A 14,135-nucleotide genomic window follows, 5' to 3' on the forward strand; every position below is an offset into this window, starting at 1 on the left:
GAACGGAGTCTTTGCATGCGCTTCAAACTCATCGCCGTCGCCGCCCTCGCCCTTTTGGCGAGCGGCTGCGCCACCCCGCCACCACCGGAGCCGGGCAGTGCCGCGAGCAAGGTCGTGGCCATGGGCCCGCAGAAACACATCGTGGTCGGCGCGATGCGCGTGGCCCGCGAAAACGGCTTCATGACCGTCAACGTGCAGTTGAGCAACACCCTCAACAGCAACAAGACGTTCTACTACCGCTTCGCCTGGCTCGGGCCGGAAGGTTTCCCGATCGCCGAAGAAGAAGTCTGGAAGAGCCAGATGATGTACGGCGCCCAGACCAGCTTCATCCAGGGCATCGCCCCGACGCCAAAAGCCGTGGACTTCCGTCTGGAACTCAAGACGCCTTAAGCCCGACACCCTATTCCCGATTCAGAGAGCACTCCCATGTTTGCACGCTTTTCCTTCATCGCCGTCCTCGCCCTGCTGGCCAGCGGTTGCGCCAACACTTCGCCGACCCTGGGCAGCAAGAACATCAGCTACGGCGACACCAAGGCCGTTGAAACCGTGACCAACGAGTTCGGTTCGACCGACCTGCAGATGATCGCCGAGTCGATGACCCGTTCCCTGGCCCAGTCCGGCATTCTGCAGGGTCGCCCTGTGGTGCAGGTCTACGACGTGAAGAACAAGACCAGCGAATACATCGACACCCGCGAAATCACCACCAGCATCAAGACCCAGCTGATGAAGTCCGGCACCGCCCGTTTCGCCAGCGACAACACCGCGATGCAGAGCCAGGTCGACCAGCTCAAGCTGCAAAACCAGAGCGGCCTGTACAAGAAAAGCACCGTGGCCAAGACCGGCAACATGATCGCCGCCAAATACCGTCTTGAAGGTTCGATCAGCTCGATCGTCAAGCGCAGCAGCGACTACAAGGACGTCTTCTACAAATTCAGCCTGCAACTGATCGACGTTGAAAGCGGTCTGGCCGAGTGGATGGACGAAAAAGAGATCCGCAAAACCACGGAGCGTTAATCGATGCGCACATGGATTGGCATGATGGCCCTGGCTTGCGCGTTCAACGTGCAGGCGGCCCCGAAAGTCGCGGTGACGGATCTGGCGTATCAGGAGCGTGTGGAGCAATACATCCACATCGTTTCGGCCCAGAACAATTACCGCGAGGGCTACTACAGTTCCAGCGGTTCTTCGAGCTACAACGAACTCGAAGCCACCACCAGCTACATCGAACAGACCGAGCTGCGCAAGTTCACCGGCGACATCAAGGGTGAAATCCTGCGTACCGGCATGTTCCAGCTGGTGCAGGGCACGCCGTACACGGCGTCGTCCAAGGGTGACGTCTACGACGTGATCAAGCGGATCAAGGCCGGCAACTTCAAGGGTGCCGACTACGTGCTGTTCGGCACCGTGTCGGACATCGACTTCACTCAGGACGTAAACGAGCTGGCGAACACCGACAGCTATTCCGCCGTGCTAGGTCTGACGCTGGTGGCCGATTTCAGCCTGATCAACACCAAGACCTACGAAATCACCTCAGCCTTCACGGCGATGGGTGAGGCACAGGACACCAAACTGGTGAATCACCGCGACATCAAGATCTCGCTCAACCGCCCACGGGTGGTGCGTGACGTCTCGAAGGCACTGGGCGAAGACGTGGCCGGACAACTGAGCATGCAGCTCGGCGGTGGCGGTTACGAGCAGCCGCGCGAACCGCAGCCGCGTAACAATCTGCCGCGCGATACGGCGCCAGTGATTCTTCACTGACCGACTGCCGGAAACGAAAAAGGCGACCTTCTCAGGTCGCCTTTTTTGTGGCTGCACGCTTTATGCGGCCGCTTTGCGCAACGTCGCCATGAACGCCGCAGCGCCAATGAACAGCCCGGCAAACGTGCGGTTCATGCGTCGCTGCTGGGTCGGTGTACGCAACAGGCGCAACACCTTCGACGCCAGACCGGTGTAGCCGGCCATGACGATCAGGTCGACCGCGATCATGGTCACGCCGATCACCACGTACTGGATCAGCAGCGGCGCATGCGGATTGATGAACTGCGGCAGCACCGCGAGCATGAACACCAGGGCCTTGGGGTTGCTGATGTTCACCAGAAAACCACGGAACACCAGCGCCAGCGGCTTGCCGATCGGCCGGACCGCCGCGTCGTCACTCATGTCCATCGGCAGTGCGCGCCACTGCTTGATCGCGAGATAAACCAGATACGCGACACCGAACCATTTGATCGCGTGGAACGCAGTGGCGGAAGCGGTGAGGATCGCGCCGACACCGGCGCCGACGATGGCAATCTGCACAGCCAGGCCGATCTGCAGGCCCAGGGCATTCCAGTAACCGCGCCAGAAACCGTATTGCAGACCGCTGGACATCGACGCAATGGCGCCGGCACCCGGAGAAAGACTGATCACCCAGCAGGCGGCAAAAAACGCCAGCCATGTTTGAAGCTCCATCGCACACCTCGACTTCGGACTCGTGACAATCCTCAAAGCTAATGCGGATTTGGCTGGATGACTACCGATTTTTTGCAGGATGTTGCGACCGCCGACCAATGTGGCCGGCGTCCGATCACTTTTCGAAACCGCTGGAAGGGAACACATCAGTGCCCCGCCAGCGGCGCACCGAACGCTGGAAGAACAGGCTGTTGGGCACCTGCACCATGGCGCTGCCGGTGCCGAGTTCTTCGGCTTCGATCAGCGTGGTGTAGAGCAGATTGATCGCCACCACCCGGCCTTTGACGCCGGGCTTGTCGGTGGTGTCCACCAGTTCGACCACGTCGCCGAGACGGAACGGGCCGACGGTGAAGATCAGAATCGCGCAGAGCAGGTTCGACAGCACGCTCCACATGGCAAAGAACGCCACCGCCGCCACCGCGACGAAGCCCGACAACGCGGTCCAGAGCACCGTGGCCGACACCCCGAGACGCTCCAGCACAAAGATCAGCGCACTGCCCATGATCAGCCAGCGCAGACCGCCGCGCAGCGGCATCAGCAACTGCGGCGGGAACGGATACTTCTCGCCCAGGCGAGTCAGGAATCGGGCGACGACGCGCTGGGCGAAGTAGCCGGCCAGCAGGATCAGCAGAATCTGCACGCCGAGCCAGATCGGCTCGACCCACATTGCCGGCAATGGAAGTTTGAAAGCTTCCATCAAGACAACGCCTCCAGCTCCGCCTGCATGCTTTCCAGCGTCTCCAGAGCTTCCATCCACGCTTCTTCAAGCTCGCCTTCGCGGACTTTCAGCTTGGCCTGTTCGGCCAGCAGGTCACGCAGTTCGTTCTTGCGCGCCGGCTCGTAGAGGTCGCTGTCGCCGAGGCTGGCATCGACCTTCGCCAGTTTCTCGTGCAGCTTGCCGAGCTCGGCTTCGAGCTTGTCGGCTTCGCGCTTGTGCGGCGCCAGTTGCTGACGCAACGCAGCGGCGGCCTGACGCTGGGCCTTCTTGTCGGTCTTGTCCGGGTTGACCGGTGTGTTGCTGACCGGGGCGTTGCGCTGACGGTATTCCACCAGCCAACGGGCGTAGTCCTCGAGGTCGCCATCGAACTCCTCGACCTTGCCGTCCGCGACCAGGAAGAAGTTGTCGGTGGTGCTCTTGAGCAAATGCCGATCGTGGGAAACCACCAGCACCGCGCCGCTGAATTCCTGCAACGCCATGGTCAGCGCCAGGCGCATTTCCAGATCGAGGTGGTTGGTCGGTTCGTCGAGCAGCAACAGGTTCGGCCGTTCCCAGGCGATCAACGCCAGGGCCAGACGGGCCTTTTCGCCACCGGAGAAATTCAGCACCGGCTCATCGATGCGTGCGCCACGGAAGTCGAAACCACCAAGGAAATCGCGCAGGGTCTGCTCGCGTTCGGTTGGCGCCAGACGCTGCAAGTGCAGCAACGGGCTGGCCTTGGAATCCAGCGAGTCGAGCTGATGCTGGGCGAAGTAACCAACCACAGTGTTCTCACCGCGAGTCAGGCGCCCGGCCAGTGGTTCGAGTTCGCCGGCAAGGTTCTTGATCAGGGTCGACTTGCCCGCGCCGTTGGGGCCGAGCAAGCCGATCCGCGCGCCGGGGGTCAGTTGCAGCTTGACCTTCTCCAGCACGGTTTTCTCGCCGTAACCCAGGCGCGCATCGGACAGGTCGATCAGCGGGCTGGAGATCTTGGTCGACTCGCGGAAAACGAAATCGAACGGCGAATCGACGTGGGCCGCCGACAACTCTTCCATGCGCTCCAGCGCCTTTATCCGGCTCTGGGCCTGACGGGCCTTGGTGGCCTGGGCCTTGAACCGGGCGATGTAGCTTTCCATGTGCGCACGCTGCGCCTGCTGCTTCTCGTAGGCCTGTTGCTGCTGGGCCAGACGCTCGGCACGGGCGCGTTCGAACGCGGTGTAGCCGCCACGGTAGAGCGTCAGCTTGCGCTGATCGACGTGGGCCACGTGATCGACCACTTCATCGAGGAAATCCCGGTCGTGGGAAATCAGCAGCAAGGTGCCGGGGTAACTTTTCAGCCACTCTTCGAGCCAGATGATGGCGTCGAGGTCCAAGTGGTTGGTCGGCTCGTCGAGCAGCAACAGGTCCGATGGGCACATCAAAGCCTGCGCAAGGTTCAGACGCATCCGCCAGCCACCGGAGAAATCTCCTACCTGACGATCCATCTGCTCGTTGGTGAAACCAAGACCGGCGAGCAACTTGCGCGCCCGCGCATCGGCGGTGTAGCCGTCGGCGCTGTCGAGCTCGGCATGTAGGCGGGCCAGCGCAGTGCCGTCGTGGGCCTCTTCGGCCGCTGCGAGCTCACGCTGCACTTCGCGCAGGCGCAGGTCACCGTCGAGTACATAGTCGACCGCCAGACGCTCGAGCGTGTCGACCTCCTGGCGCATGTGGGCGATACGCCAGTCGGCCGGCAGCAGGCAGTCGCCCGAGTCCGGGTGCAACTCACCGCGGAGCAAGGCGAACAGACTGGATTTGCCGGCGCCGTTGGCACCGATGAGGCCGGCTTTGTGGCCGGCGTGCAGGGTCAGCTCGGCGTCTTCTAGCAGACGTTGCGGGCCACGCTGTAAAGTCAGGTTCTGAAGTCGGATCATAATGGCGGCGGAGTCTACCAGCTTCCCCCGCAACTGGCGCGAGTAGCACGATGTCCTCTGACCTGTGGAGCTTTGCCCTTGCCGTCTACGCCCGTCCCGGCGTGGAGGATGCCTGCCTGCGCCTGCAATCGGCGGGGGCCAACGTGTGCCTGATGCTGTGCGGTTTATGGCTGGAACAACGCGATGCGACCTGTGACGAGGCACGCGCCCGGCAGCTTCTGGAAATGACAGAGCCCTGGGATCGGGAAGTGGTCCAGCCGTTACGCGCATTGCGCATACAGTGGAAAACCCTGGCCGACACCGATCCGGTGCTCAAGGGGATGCGTGAGCAGATCAAGGGATTGGAGCTGGAGGCGGAGCGTGCGCTGCTGTCACGACTGGAAGGCGCCGCGCAAGGCTGGAAGCGTCATTCAAAGGAATCGAGTGACTGGCTGGAAGTGCTGGCCGGCCCTGCGGCCAACCTGAACCGCGACGCGCTGCAAGTGCTGCGCGTCGCGGCGACCGGCGCTTAGGAAGCGCTGGACGGGTTGCTGGCGACGCTCGACACCGGCGCCGACGATGGCGTGGTTGCGGTGGTCGAGGTAGTGGCGGCGGGGGCAGGTGCAGCGGTCGCAGCCGGAGTTGCCGGTGCGGCAGGTTTGGCAGCAGGAGCAGCGGTCGGTTTTGCTGCAGCGGGTTTCGCGGCAGCCGGCTTGGCAGCGGCAGGTTTTTTCACTGCTGGTTTTGCAGCGGGTTTCGCGGCTGGCTTGGCGGCCGGTTTAGCAGCGGTCGCTGGCTTGGCGGCGGTCGTTGCAGGCTTCGCTGCAGCAGCCGGTTTGGCCGCTGGTTTTGCAGCGGGTTTGGCCGCAGCCTTTACCGCAGGCTTGGCCGCTGGTTTTGCCGCCGCTTTGGCAGCAGGTTTGGCAGCAACCGGTTTGGCAGCGGTTTTCGCCGCAGGCTTGGCAGCAGCTGTTTTGGCAGCTGGTTTAGCGGCGGCTTTAACGGCTGGTTTTGCTGCCGGCTTGGCGGCTGCTTTGGCAGCAGGTTTCGCAGCGGCAGTTCTCGCTGGAGCCGCTTTCGCAGCAGCGGTTTTCGCCGCAGGTTTGGCGGCTGGTTTTGCAGCAGCTGACTTGGCGGCAGCCGGTTTGGCCGCTGTGGTTTTGGCCGCAGGTTTGGCAGCGCTGGCGGCTGCGGGTTTCTTCGCCGCTGGTTTTGCAGCGGCTTTCACTGGCGCTTTTGCAGGGGCTTTCGCAGGCGCTTTGGCCGGTGCTTTTGCAGCAGGCTTGGCGGCTGCTTTTTTCGCAGGTACCGCTGCAGGTTTGGCCGAACGCAGGGACAGCGCCTTGCCTACGGCTTCTTGAACACGACCGACACCCTGGGCCAGTTTCAGGCTTTCCTGGGCATCGCGCTTGAGTTGCAGAATGTAGCTGCGGGTGTCGGACTGACGTTCCTTCAGCGCATCGAGCAGGTCTTCGAGCTCCTTCACGGCAGCCTTGGCCTTGGTCTGCGCCTTGGCTTTACCGGCCGCTGCTGCGTCCTGCAGTTTGGTGCGGGACTTGTGCAGTTTTTCTTGCGCCTTGCCGCGTTGCTTTTCCAGTTTGGCGAGCAGTTTTTCAGCATCAGCCAAGGCTTGGGAGCAAGCGTTTTCCAGATGCTCGAGCAAGCTGCCCGAGAGTTGTTGGAGTAAATGCAACGGAGTGTTTACAGGCTTCTTGGTGGCCGACATGGTTTACCTCCTGGCTGACGTGAGTGCGGCTCATACTAGACCTCTGCTGCTACCGCCGCTAGGGCATGTTGACAGTATCGAAAGCACTCGGTTGCAGGCTTGCAAAAAACTTCTGCGCATTGGCAAAAGCAGTTCACCGTTGCAGACGTTCGCGCTGGCATAATCCACCGCAATTCAGGATGGAGAGTGCCCATGTCGCGCTACTTTTTTTTATCCCTCTGCATGATTTTTTCCGTGGCTCAGGCCGACGAAAAAACCACCGCGAATGATGCTCATGATCTGGCTTACAGCCTCGGCGCCAGCCTCGGCGAACGACTGCGTCAGGAAGTGCCGCAGCTGCAGATCCAGGCGTTGATCGAAGGTCTGCAGCAGGCCTATCAAGGCAAGCCGTTGGCACTGAGCGAGGCACGCATCGAGCAGATCCTCGCCGATCACGAATCGCAGACAGCCGAGCAGGCGGCGATGCCTTCGACTGAAGCCGCGATGGAAAACGAGCGACGTTTTCTCACCGCCGAAAAAGCCAAACCGGGTGTGAAGGAGCTGGCCGACGGCATCCTGCTGACCGAGCTTGCGCCGGGGAATGGCACGAAGGCCGGCCCGGATGGAAAAGTGCAGGTGCTGTACATCGGCCGACTGCCGGACGGCACCGTGTTCGATCAGAACAGCCAGCCGCAGTGGTTCAATCTCGACAGCGTGATCGCCGGCTGGCGCACCGCGCTGCAGAACATGCCGGTCGGCGCGAAGTGGCGTTTGGTGATCCCATCGGATCAGGCTTATGGCGCCGACGGTGCAGGCGACTTGATCGCGCCGTTCACACCGCTGGTGTTCGAAGTGGAATTGCGCGGCGCGACCAGTTGATCGCCCAATAAAAAACGGTGCGTTTGGGGCGCACCGTTTCTGTGTCTTGCGAGGTTCGGTTCAGGCCTGAACCGAATCCTCTTCCTTGTGTGCGGTATGCAGCACTTCGATCAGGCAGTCTTCCAGTTCGAAGCGCTCGTGAAGCAGGCCGCCCAGCTCCTTGAATTTCTCCGCAACGCATTTGCCTTCATCGCAAAGGTCGTTGAACGCGAGCAGTTTTTCGGTGATGACATCGATCCGCGGATAGATCGTCTCGGCCAGTTCCAGGCCGCGTTTGTCGTTGAAGGCCTTGGCCTCGCCCGTCAGCTGTTCGTAGATCTCGAAGTGCCCGGCCGAGACGTAATCGACCAGCACACCGCAGAATTCCTGCAAAGGCTTTCGATCCTCGGACAGCGCCTGAGGTTTGGCGCCCAGCTTGTCATAGGCAGCGATCAATTCCTCACGCTCCTGCAGCCAGCGGTCGATCAGCAGATGAACTCCACCCCAACGTTCCTGAGCATTCTGACAACTTTCGAGCATGGTGATCTCTCTTCCCTTGTGGGTCATGCTGCCCTACACCCGCGCCTCTTCTTGTGAATATTGCTTTGAGAGGCGGCCAGGCAGAGCGTCATCGAGCAACACAATTCCAATGACACGTGCGGGCCAGATTATGCCCGCACGCCTATGGCTTCAAGGTACGCAGGAGAGAAAGTTCATACAAGTGTTTAATCCCTGACCAGCGCCGGGTGCGACGGTTGGCCGCTAAGTGGTCGCTGTAAAGCCATCCAGACCTGTCGCAGCAACTGGTAAGCGGCAAGGATCGACATCCCCACGAAGAACAGCAGGCTCCACTCCGGAATGCTCAAATCGAATAGTGTCCAGGACAACTCCGTGCAATCGGCAGTGTCGTTGAACATACGCATCAGTGCGCATAACCACGGCAGGCTGCTGAACATTTCCTCCGGCCCTGGCCCGCAATGCGCCAGCCTTTGCAGGGAATCACTTTGCAACAGCACTTGTCGCCAGGCCGCCGTCATCCCGCCAAGACTGGTCAGCAACGCCATCATCCAGTACAGCGACAGACCGACACGCTGCGGCCCATGGACCGCCGCCACACCACAAAACATGGTGAGCACACACATGAACAGACGCTGGACCAGACATAGGCTGCAGGGCACCAGACCGACCGCGTATTCGAGGTAATAAGAAGCTCCCAGGGCCAGAATCCCCGCAGTGAAAGCCATAAAAAACAGGGAGCGTGAGCAGGCCAACGACATGGCTTATCCGTAACAATAAAGACAGGCAGTTACGGTAGAGGAAAGCGCCTCGGGCTTTCAAGGCAGGTCACTGGCGACACTTCATCAGAAGTGTAGGGAAATCCCGACAGGCACCGAAGGATTCGGTGTAGCCCACTGTAGGATTTTGCTCGGGAGGGGATTTACCGGTAACAATTCAGTCGCCGGGAAAGAAATGGAGGAGCAACGCTCCCCCTTTCTGATCATGCTCGAACGGCTACCGGCAATGGTGCAGCCAGCAGGCGTTCATCCAGCATACCGAGCCCTTCCTGGAACAGCAGATTGCTGCGCTCGGTGTCACCGAGCCGGGCCAGCAGCCGCGCCAACTCGGCGCACGCTTCCGGATTGCGCTGCACTCGCAGACTGCTTTCCAGGTAGTCCCGCGCCTTGCCCCACAGACTGGCTTGCAGGCACAGGCGTCCCAGCGTCAGCAGCAGGCTGGCATCGCCCGGATGATCCTTGAGCCAGCCTTCAGCCGTCTGCAACTGACGTGTCGGATCATTACCGCGCACCAGACCGTAGAGACGCGCCAGATGACTGTCGTACTTGCGCTTGAGCGCCGTACGCAACACTTCTTCCGCTTCGACCTGAGCGCCCAGCTGACGCAGCTGCTCGGCGTAGGCCAGCACCAGCGCCGGCTCCTGGCGCTGGGCAGAAGTCAGTTGCTGCCATGCGCGGTTGAGCGACTGTAAACCGACTGCGCCGTCCTCTTCACGCTGGGCCGCGAGGGACAGGTTTTCCCCCCAGGCGCGACGTTCGAGTTCGGTCAGTTCGGACGGTGGCAGGACTTTGTCCTTGCGCAGCTCCGGCAACAGCCGAATCACGGACGACCAGTCACCGCGCTGCTGATGCAGGCGCTGCAACTGGCGCAAGGTCTGGACATTGTGCGGATGGCGTTCGTGCATCGCCTGCAAGGTGACTAGCGCCCCATCGGTATCGCCACGATCGGTCTGCAACTGCGCATGGCTGAGGGCGATCGCCAGCTCGGCCTGCGGCTGACGCTCGAGGGCGCGCTCCAGCAGGCGATCGCTTTCCTCGTAGTTGCCTTGTTCGTTGGCGGCTCGAGCAGCCCCCAGGTAATACAGCAACGGTTGACGCTCGGCTTCAGCGGCCCGGTACAGGTGACGCTGGGCGCTGGCCCAGCGGCCTTCGGCCAGGTCGAGCTGACCATGCTCGATTGCTACCTGCACGCGGCGGCTGCGGTTACGTCGCGACCATGGATTGACCACACCGCCAGAGGTCAGCACCAGCTCGACCAGCACCTTGATGCCCCAGACCAGCAGCCACAGCACCGCCACCACCGCCAGGGTCGCCCACAGGCTCGATTCATAACGAAAGCTTTTGTAGGCGACCAGCACGTAACCGGAATGCTCGGCAATCGCCAGGCCCAGCGCCGCCGTTGCCGCGATCACAAGAAACACGATCACATACAGGCGCTTCATGGTGTCGCCTCCTGCGCAGTACTGGCGGCCGGTTTGGCGAAGGGTTTCACCGAGTCTTCGGCGTTGACGTGGCGGCGCTCCAGATAGGCCTGCACCGCACTTAAGGTTCCAGCGAGATCCGGCGTGTTGACGGTAACCGGTTGCTTGCTCAATTCCGCGACCTGCTCGAGCATGATTTTGCTCTGCGGGTTGTCCGGGTTGAAGTTGCCCGTGAGCACGTCACGCGCTTCGGCCAGGGCCTGGGTGTACACCGGTGCCTGACCGTTGAGCGCGGCCCATTGCGCCTGTTCGAGCGAAAGGCTCAGGGCCAGACGCACCTGACTCAGGCTCTGGCCGGCGAGCAGCGGCCGGACGTTTTTGTCAGCGTTGAAATCGATGCGGATGTAGCGCGAGATCTGATCCCACCACTGCGCCCAGCGACTGGCGCCGTCGCCATCGGAGGTCAGGCCCAGCAGCGAATCACCGCGATCCTTGTATTCCGGCGCCAGCTCGGTGAGGCCGACGACCTGATCACGCAAAGCGCCCAGGCGCAGGAACAACCCGGTACGATCCGGCTGCTCGGTGCTGCGCAGCGCCACCAGGGTTTTCGCCACTTGCTCACGGGCGGCGAACGAGCCGGGATCATTCTGTTCGCGCAGGATTTCGTCGGCACCCTGCACCAGCGCCTGGGCGCTGCTGATGTCCTGGAGGGCGGAAAGACGCAGGCTGGCCAGACGCAGCAAGTGCTCGGCCTCGGCCAGACGCCAGTCCTTGCGGCTGGCGCCGAGGACTGTTTCCAGACGCTGGTTGAGGCGTTGCTGATCGCCCTGAAGTTGCGACACCAGACGCTGGCGATCGGCAAGTTCATCGGCGCCGGGCAATTGCCCGAGGCGTTCGGTCAGTCGTTGCTCGTTGAGCTTCAGGGTCTGGGCCTGATCGTTCAACGCCTGAACCTGACTCAACTGATTCTGAGTGCTGGTCTGCAGGTGTCGCACCTGCCAGACACCCCAGCCACCCACCGCAACACCGGCAGCGCCGAGCAGCAGCGCGAGAATGGCCAATCCGTTGCCTCGGCGCGGTTCCGCGGCCGGTGGCGGTGCATCAACCGGTGCATCGATCACAGGTTGAACGTCATCTTTAGGCAAGGCTGTTTCGCTCACGTATCCATCCTTTGCATTAGAGAACGGGCACGGGATGCTCCCGTAACGCCGTCAGCAAGGCCGCGGCACTGGCGCCGCGACAATCCACAACTGTTCGGGCCCCGGCGGCACTGGCCTGCTCGGCAACCCTTGGGCTTGGAACAAACAACGGCAGCCGCGCAAGTGCAGGCCAGCTGTCGCCCGCCAGTTGGCGCAGGTGTTCGAAACCCTGTCCACTGCTGACCACCAGCCCGTTCAGGCGTTCCGCTGCAATCCTGCGGGGCAGCTCCTGCGGCGGATAGTCCGGCAGGTCGCGACGGTACAACTCCAAGTATTCGACACTAGCACCAAGCGCGCGCAGGCGCTCGGCCAGCAGCTCGCGTCCGCCCTCCCCGCGCAGGATCAATACCTGCGAACCGGGCACGGCCACCGCCTCAAGCAGACGCGGCAATTGCAGCAAGGCCTCGCTGTCGTCACCCGCGTCCGGGAAGCTCACATCCAGCCCCCGATCCCGAAGGATGGCTGCGGTCGCCGCGCCTACGCTGAACCACGGCATCGTCGGCGTCGCCAGACCCAGAGCGTCGAGCAGATCCACCGCGATCCGCGCCGCCGGTTTGCTGACCACGATCACCGCGCTGTAACGCGGCAGTTGCGTGATCGTGCGGCGCATTGTGTCAGAGACCGGCAGTGGCGCGATTTCCAAAAGCGGCAGACAGCTGCTGAAAAACCCTTGTTCGGCCAGCACGGCGGCGAGCGCCGAACAGTCCTCCACCGGGCGCGTCAGCAGCAGGCGCCAGGCGGTCACTCGTGACCTGCCTCGCCGTAGACCGCCTTGAGAATATCGTCGGCGCCTTGGCTGAGCAGGTCTTCGGCCACCTGCACACCCAGCGTCTCGGCTGCGGCACGCGGTGCACGAGCCTGTGCGCTGAGCAGCTTGCCGCCGCTCGGTTCGCCCACCAGACCGCGCAGCCACAACTGATCGCCTTCGAGCACGGCGTAGCAAGCGATCGGCACCTGGCAGCCGCCATTCAGATGTTTGTTGAGAGCACGCTCGGCGGTGACACGGTCGGCGGTGTCGGCGTGATGCAGGGGCGCGAGCAAGGCATGGATTTCGGTGTCGGCGCTGCGACATTCGATACCGACGGCGCCCTGGCCACCGGCCGGCAGGCTGTCATCGACGCTGATGGCCGAGGTGATGCGATCTTCGAAACCGAGGCGGATCAGGCCCGCTGCCGCGAGGATGATCGCGTCATACTCGCCGGCGTCGAGCTTGGCCAGACGGGTGTTGACGTTGCCACGCAGGAAACGGATCTCGAGATCCGGACGGCGTGTCAGCAACTGCGCCTGACGCCGCAGGCTGGAAGTGCCGACGATGCTGCCGGCGGGTAATGCATCGAGGCTGGAATAAGTGTTGGAGACAAACGCGTCACGGGGATCTTCGCGCTCGCAGATGCAGAACAGACCGAGGCCTTCGGGGAAATCCATCGGCACGTCTTTCATCGAATGCACGGCGATGTCGGCTTCGTTTTCCAGCAGCGCGGTTTCCAGTTCCTTGACGAACAGGCCCTTGCCACCGATTTTCGACAGGGGCGAATCGAGCAGCTTGTCGCCGCGACTGACCATGGGCACCAGCGTCACCAGCAGGCCCGGGTGGGATGCTTCAAGACGGGCTTTGACGTATTCGGCCTGCCAGAGGGCCAGAGCACTTTTGCGGGTGGCGATGCGGATTTCGCGAGAGGACATGGATCAATCCGTACTGAATAGATACGGCGGATAATAACAGCTCAGCCAAATCCACTTTGACCTGAATCAGATACGGCGTGGCCTCCCTGGCCTGCAATGCCTGGTGAAATGAACGAAGAACCGCCCGAAGCCTGCGGACTAAAGCCCCTGCATCATTTTGCGCACGCCCGCCACATGTCGACGGCTGACAATCAGCGCGTCACCGTTGAGGCCCTTGAGGAACAACTGGAAGTGGCCCAGCGGTGTGCGTTGCAGTCGCTCGATACGGTCGCGGGCGACCAGTGCGTTGCGGTGGATCCGCACGAAGCGCTCGCCAAATTCGTCTTCCAGCGCCTTGAGCGGCTCATCCAGAAGGACTTCGCCAGCTTCGTGGCGCAAGGTCACGTATTTGTGGTCGGCAATGAAGTACACCACCTGATCCAGCGGGATCAGTTCGATGCCTTTGCGGGTCCGGGCGCTGATGTGGCTGCGCGGGCCGTTACCGCTTTCGGCGGCAGGACGGGTCAGGGCCGAGAGTTGGGCCCGATTGGGACGTTCAGCCCGTTTCAGGGCGTCATGCAGATGTTCGGTTCGCACGGGTTTCACCACATAGCCCACGGCGCTGGCCTGCAGGGCCTCCACGGCAAATTCATCGGGACCTGCGCAAAACACCACGGCCGGCGAGGTTTCGCGTTCGCACAGACGGGCAGCCACCTGCAGGCCATCGAGGCCCGGCATGCGGATATCGAGCAGTACGATATCCGGCTTGTGGCTGTCGATCAGTGCCAACGCCTCTTCGCCATTGGTGGCGCTGGGCTCCAGGATTGTGTAGCCCTCGAGCTCGCTCACCATTCGGCTGAGTCGCTCGCGGGCCAGTGGTTCGTCATCAACGATCAGGACATTCATATTGCGCTGGATTCCTGCGTGAGTCTCGCACAAGGATAGCGTAGACAAG

At 62.1% G+C, this 14,135-nt stretch carries 16 protein-coding genes; 5 read left to right on the forward strand and 11 right to left on the reverse strand.

Annotation, left to right across the window (positions count from 1 at the left end; all coding sequences use genetic code 11):
* Window positions 1–15: 15 nt before the first annotated feature.
* From BMZ46_RS15755 to BMZ46_RS15765, 3 genes are read left to right on the forward strand one after another with little or no spacing between them, the layout of a single operon-like run.
* The gene (locus BMZ46_RS15755) at window positions 16–390 is read left to right on the forward strand and encodes a YcfL family putative periplasmic lipoprotein (protein ID WP_011336502.1); all 375 of its coding nucleotides are present in this window, start codon (window positions 16–18) and stop codon (window positions 388–390) included.
* Between the two features lie 36 nt (window positions 391–426).
* The gene (gene lpoB, locus BMZ46_RS15760) at window positions 427–1,014 is read left to right on the forward strand and encodes a penicillin-binding protein activator LpoB (protein ID WP_007951848.1); all 588 of its coding nucleotides are present in this window, start codon (window positions 427–429) and stop codon (window positions 1,012–1,014) included.
* Window positions 1,015–1,017: 3 nt separating this feature from the next.
* A complete protein-coding gene (locus BMZ46_RS15765) occupies window positions 1,018–1,761 on the forward strand; it encodes a penicillin-binding protein activator LpoB (RefSeq protein WP_074690039.1) in 744 nt (247 codons plus the stop codon).
* Window positions 1,762–1,821: 60 nt separating this feature from the next.
* Here the strand turns inward: BMZ46_RS15765 and BMZ46_RS15770 are convergent, their stop codons facing one another.
* The 3 genes from BMZ46_RS15770 to BMZ46_RS15780 all read right to left on the reverse strand — a co-directional run bounded on the left by BMZ46_RS15770 (window position 1,822) and on the right by BMZ46_RS15780 (window position 5,061).
* Entirely contained in the window at window positions 1,822–2,454 is a 633-nt protein-coding gene (locus BMZ46_RS15770) for a LysE family transporter (RefSeq protein WP_064600316.1), read from the reverse strand.
* Window positions 2,455–2,569: 115 nt separating this feature from the next.
* On the reverse strand, window positions 2,570–3,151 hold the full coding sequence (locus BMZ46_RS15775) for a mechanosensitive ion channel family protein (protein WP_011336505.1): 582 nt from the start codon (window positions 3,149–3,151) through the stop codon (window positions 2,570–2,572).
* Window positions 3,151–5,061 (reverse strand): ATP-binding cassette domain-containing protein, encoded by a 1,911-nt coding sequence (locus tag BMZ46_RS15780; RefSeq protein ID WP_074690037.1) that lies wholly within the window; start codon window positions 5,059–5,061, stop codon window positions 3,151–3,153. Before BMZ46_RS15780 ends, BMZ46_RS15775 begins: the two co-directional genes overlap by 1 nt.
* A 50-nt stretch (window positions 5,062–5,111) precedes the next feature.
* Here BMZ46_RS15780 and BMZ46_RS15785 point away from each other — a divergent pair, with 50 nt between their 5' ends.
* Window positions 5,112–5,573 (forward strand): TIGR02444 family protein, encoded by a 462-nt coding sequence (locus BMZ46_RS15785; protein ID WP_074690035.1) that lies wholly within the window; start codon window positions 5,112–5,114, stop codon window positions 5,571–5,573.
* Here the strand turns inward: BMZ46_RS15785 and BMZ46_RS15790 are convergent.
* Window positions 5,570–6,766 carry an AlgP family protein gene (locus BMZ46_RS15790; protein WP_074690033.1) on the reverse strand — a complete coding sequence of 399 codons (1,197 nt, stop codon included), beginning with the start codon at window positions 6,764–6,766 and terminating at the stop codon, window positions 5,570–5,572. The two genes, BMZ46_RS15785 and BMZ46_RS15790, sit on opposite strands and share 4 nt — an antisense overlap.
* A 192-nt stretch (window positions 6,767–6,958) precedes the next feature.
* On the opposite strand from BMZ46_RS15790, the gene BMZ46_RS15800 reads away from it, so the two are divergent.
* A complete protein-coding gene (locus tag BMZ46_RS15800; protein WP_039765295.1) occupies window positions 6,959–7,624 on the forward strand; it encodes an FKBP-type peptidyl-prolyl cis-trans isomerase in 666 nt (221 codons plus the stop codon).
* 60 nt (window positions 7,625–7,684) lie between these two features.
* On the opposite strand, the gene BMZ46_RS15805 is transcribed toward BMZ46_RS15800, so the two are convergent.
* The 7 genes from BMZ46_RS15805 to BMZ46_RS15835 all read right to left on the reverse strand — a co-directional run bounded on the left by BMZ46_RS15805 (window position 7,685) and on the right by BMZ46_RS15835 (window position 14,086).
* Entirely contained in the window at window positions 7,685–8,143 is a 459-nt protein-coding gene (locus BMZ46_RS15805; RefSeq protein WP_007951863.1) for an Rsd/AlgQ family anti-sigma factor, read from the reverse strand.
* Window positions 8,144–8,328: 185 nt separating this feature from the next.
* The gene (locus tag BMZ46_RS15810) at window positions 8,329–8,880 is read right to left on the reverse strand and encodes a disulfide bond formation protein B (RefSeq protein WP_039765294.1); all 552 of its coding nucleotides are present in this window, start codon (window positions 8,878–8,880) and stop codon (window positions 8,329–8,331) included.
* A 221-nt stretch (window positions 8,881–9,101) separates the two neighbouring features.
* Window positions 9,102–10,340, reverse strand: coding sequence for a heme biosynthesis protein HemY (locus BMZ46_RS15815; protein ID WP_074690029.1), 1,239 nt, complete (start codon window positions 10,338–10,340; stop codon window positions 9,102–9,104).
* Window positions 10,337–11,479 (reverse strand): uroporphyrinogen-III C-methyltransferase, encoded by a 1,143-nt coding sequence (locus tag BMZ46_RS15820; RefSeq protein WP_074690027.1) that lies wholly within the window; start codon window positions 11,477–11,479, stop codon window positions 10,337–10,339. Before BMZ46_RS15820 ends, BMZ46_RS15815 begins: the two co-directional genes overlap by 4 nt.
* A 16-nt stretch (window positions 11,480–11,495) precedes the next feature.
* Window positions 11,496–12,263: a uroporphyrinogen-III synthase gene (locus tag BMZ46_RS15825; protein WP_074690025.1), complete on the reverse strand. Its 768-nt coding sequence runs from the start codon at window positions 12,261–12,263 to the stop codon at window positions 11,496–11,498.
* A complete protein-coding gene (hemC, locus tag BMZ46_RS15830; protein WP_074690023.1) occupies window positions 12,260–13,201 on the reverse strand; it encodes a hydroxymethylbilane synthase in 942 nt (313 codons plus the stop codon). The genes BMZ46_RS15825 and hemC overlap by 4 nt, the downstream gene beginning before the upstream one ends.
* Window positions 13,202–13,339: 138 nt before the next feature.
* Entirely contained in the window at window positions 13,340–14,086 is a 747-nt protein-coding gene (locus BMZ46_RS15835) for a LytR/AlgR family response regulator transcription factor (protein ID WP_074690021.1), read from the reverse strand.
* Between the last annotated feature and the right edge of the window lie 49 nt (window positions 14,087–14,135).

It is taken from the genome of Pseudomonas sp. NFIX49, from assembly GCF_900115915.1.
GTDB lineage: Bacteria > Pseudomonadota > Gammaproteobacteria > Pseudomonadales > Pseudomonadaceae > Aquipseudomonas > Aquipseudomonas pharyngis.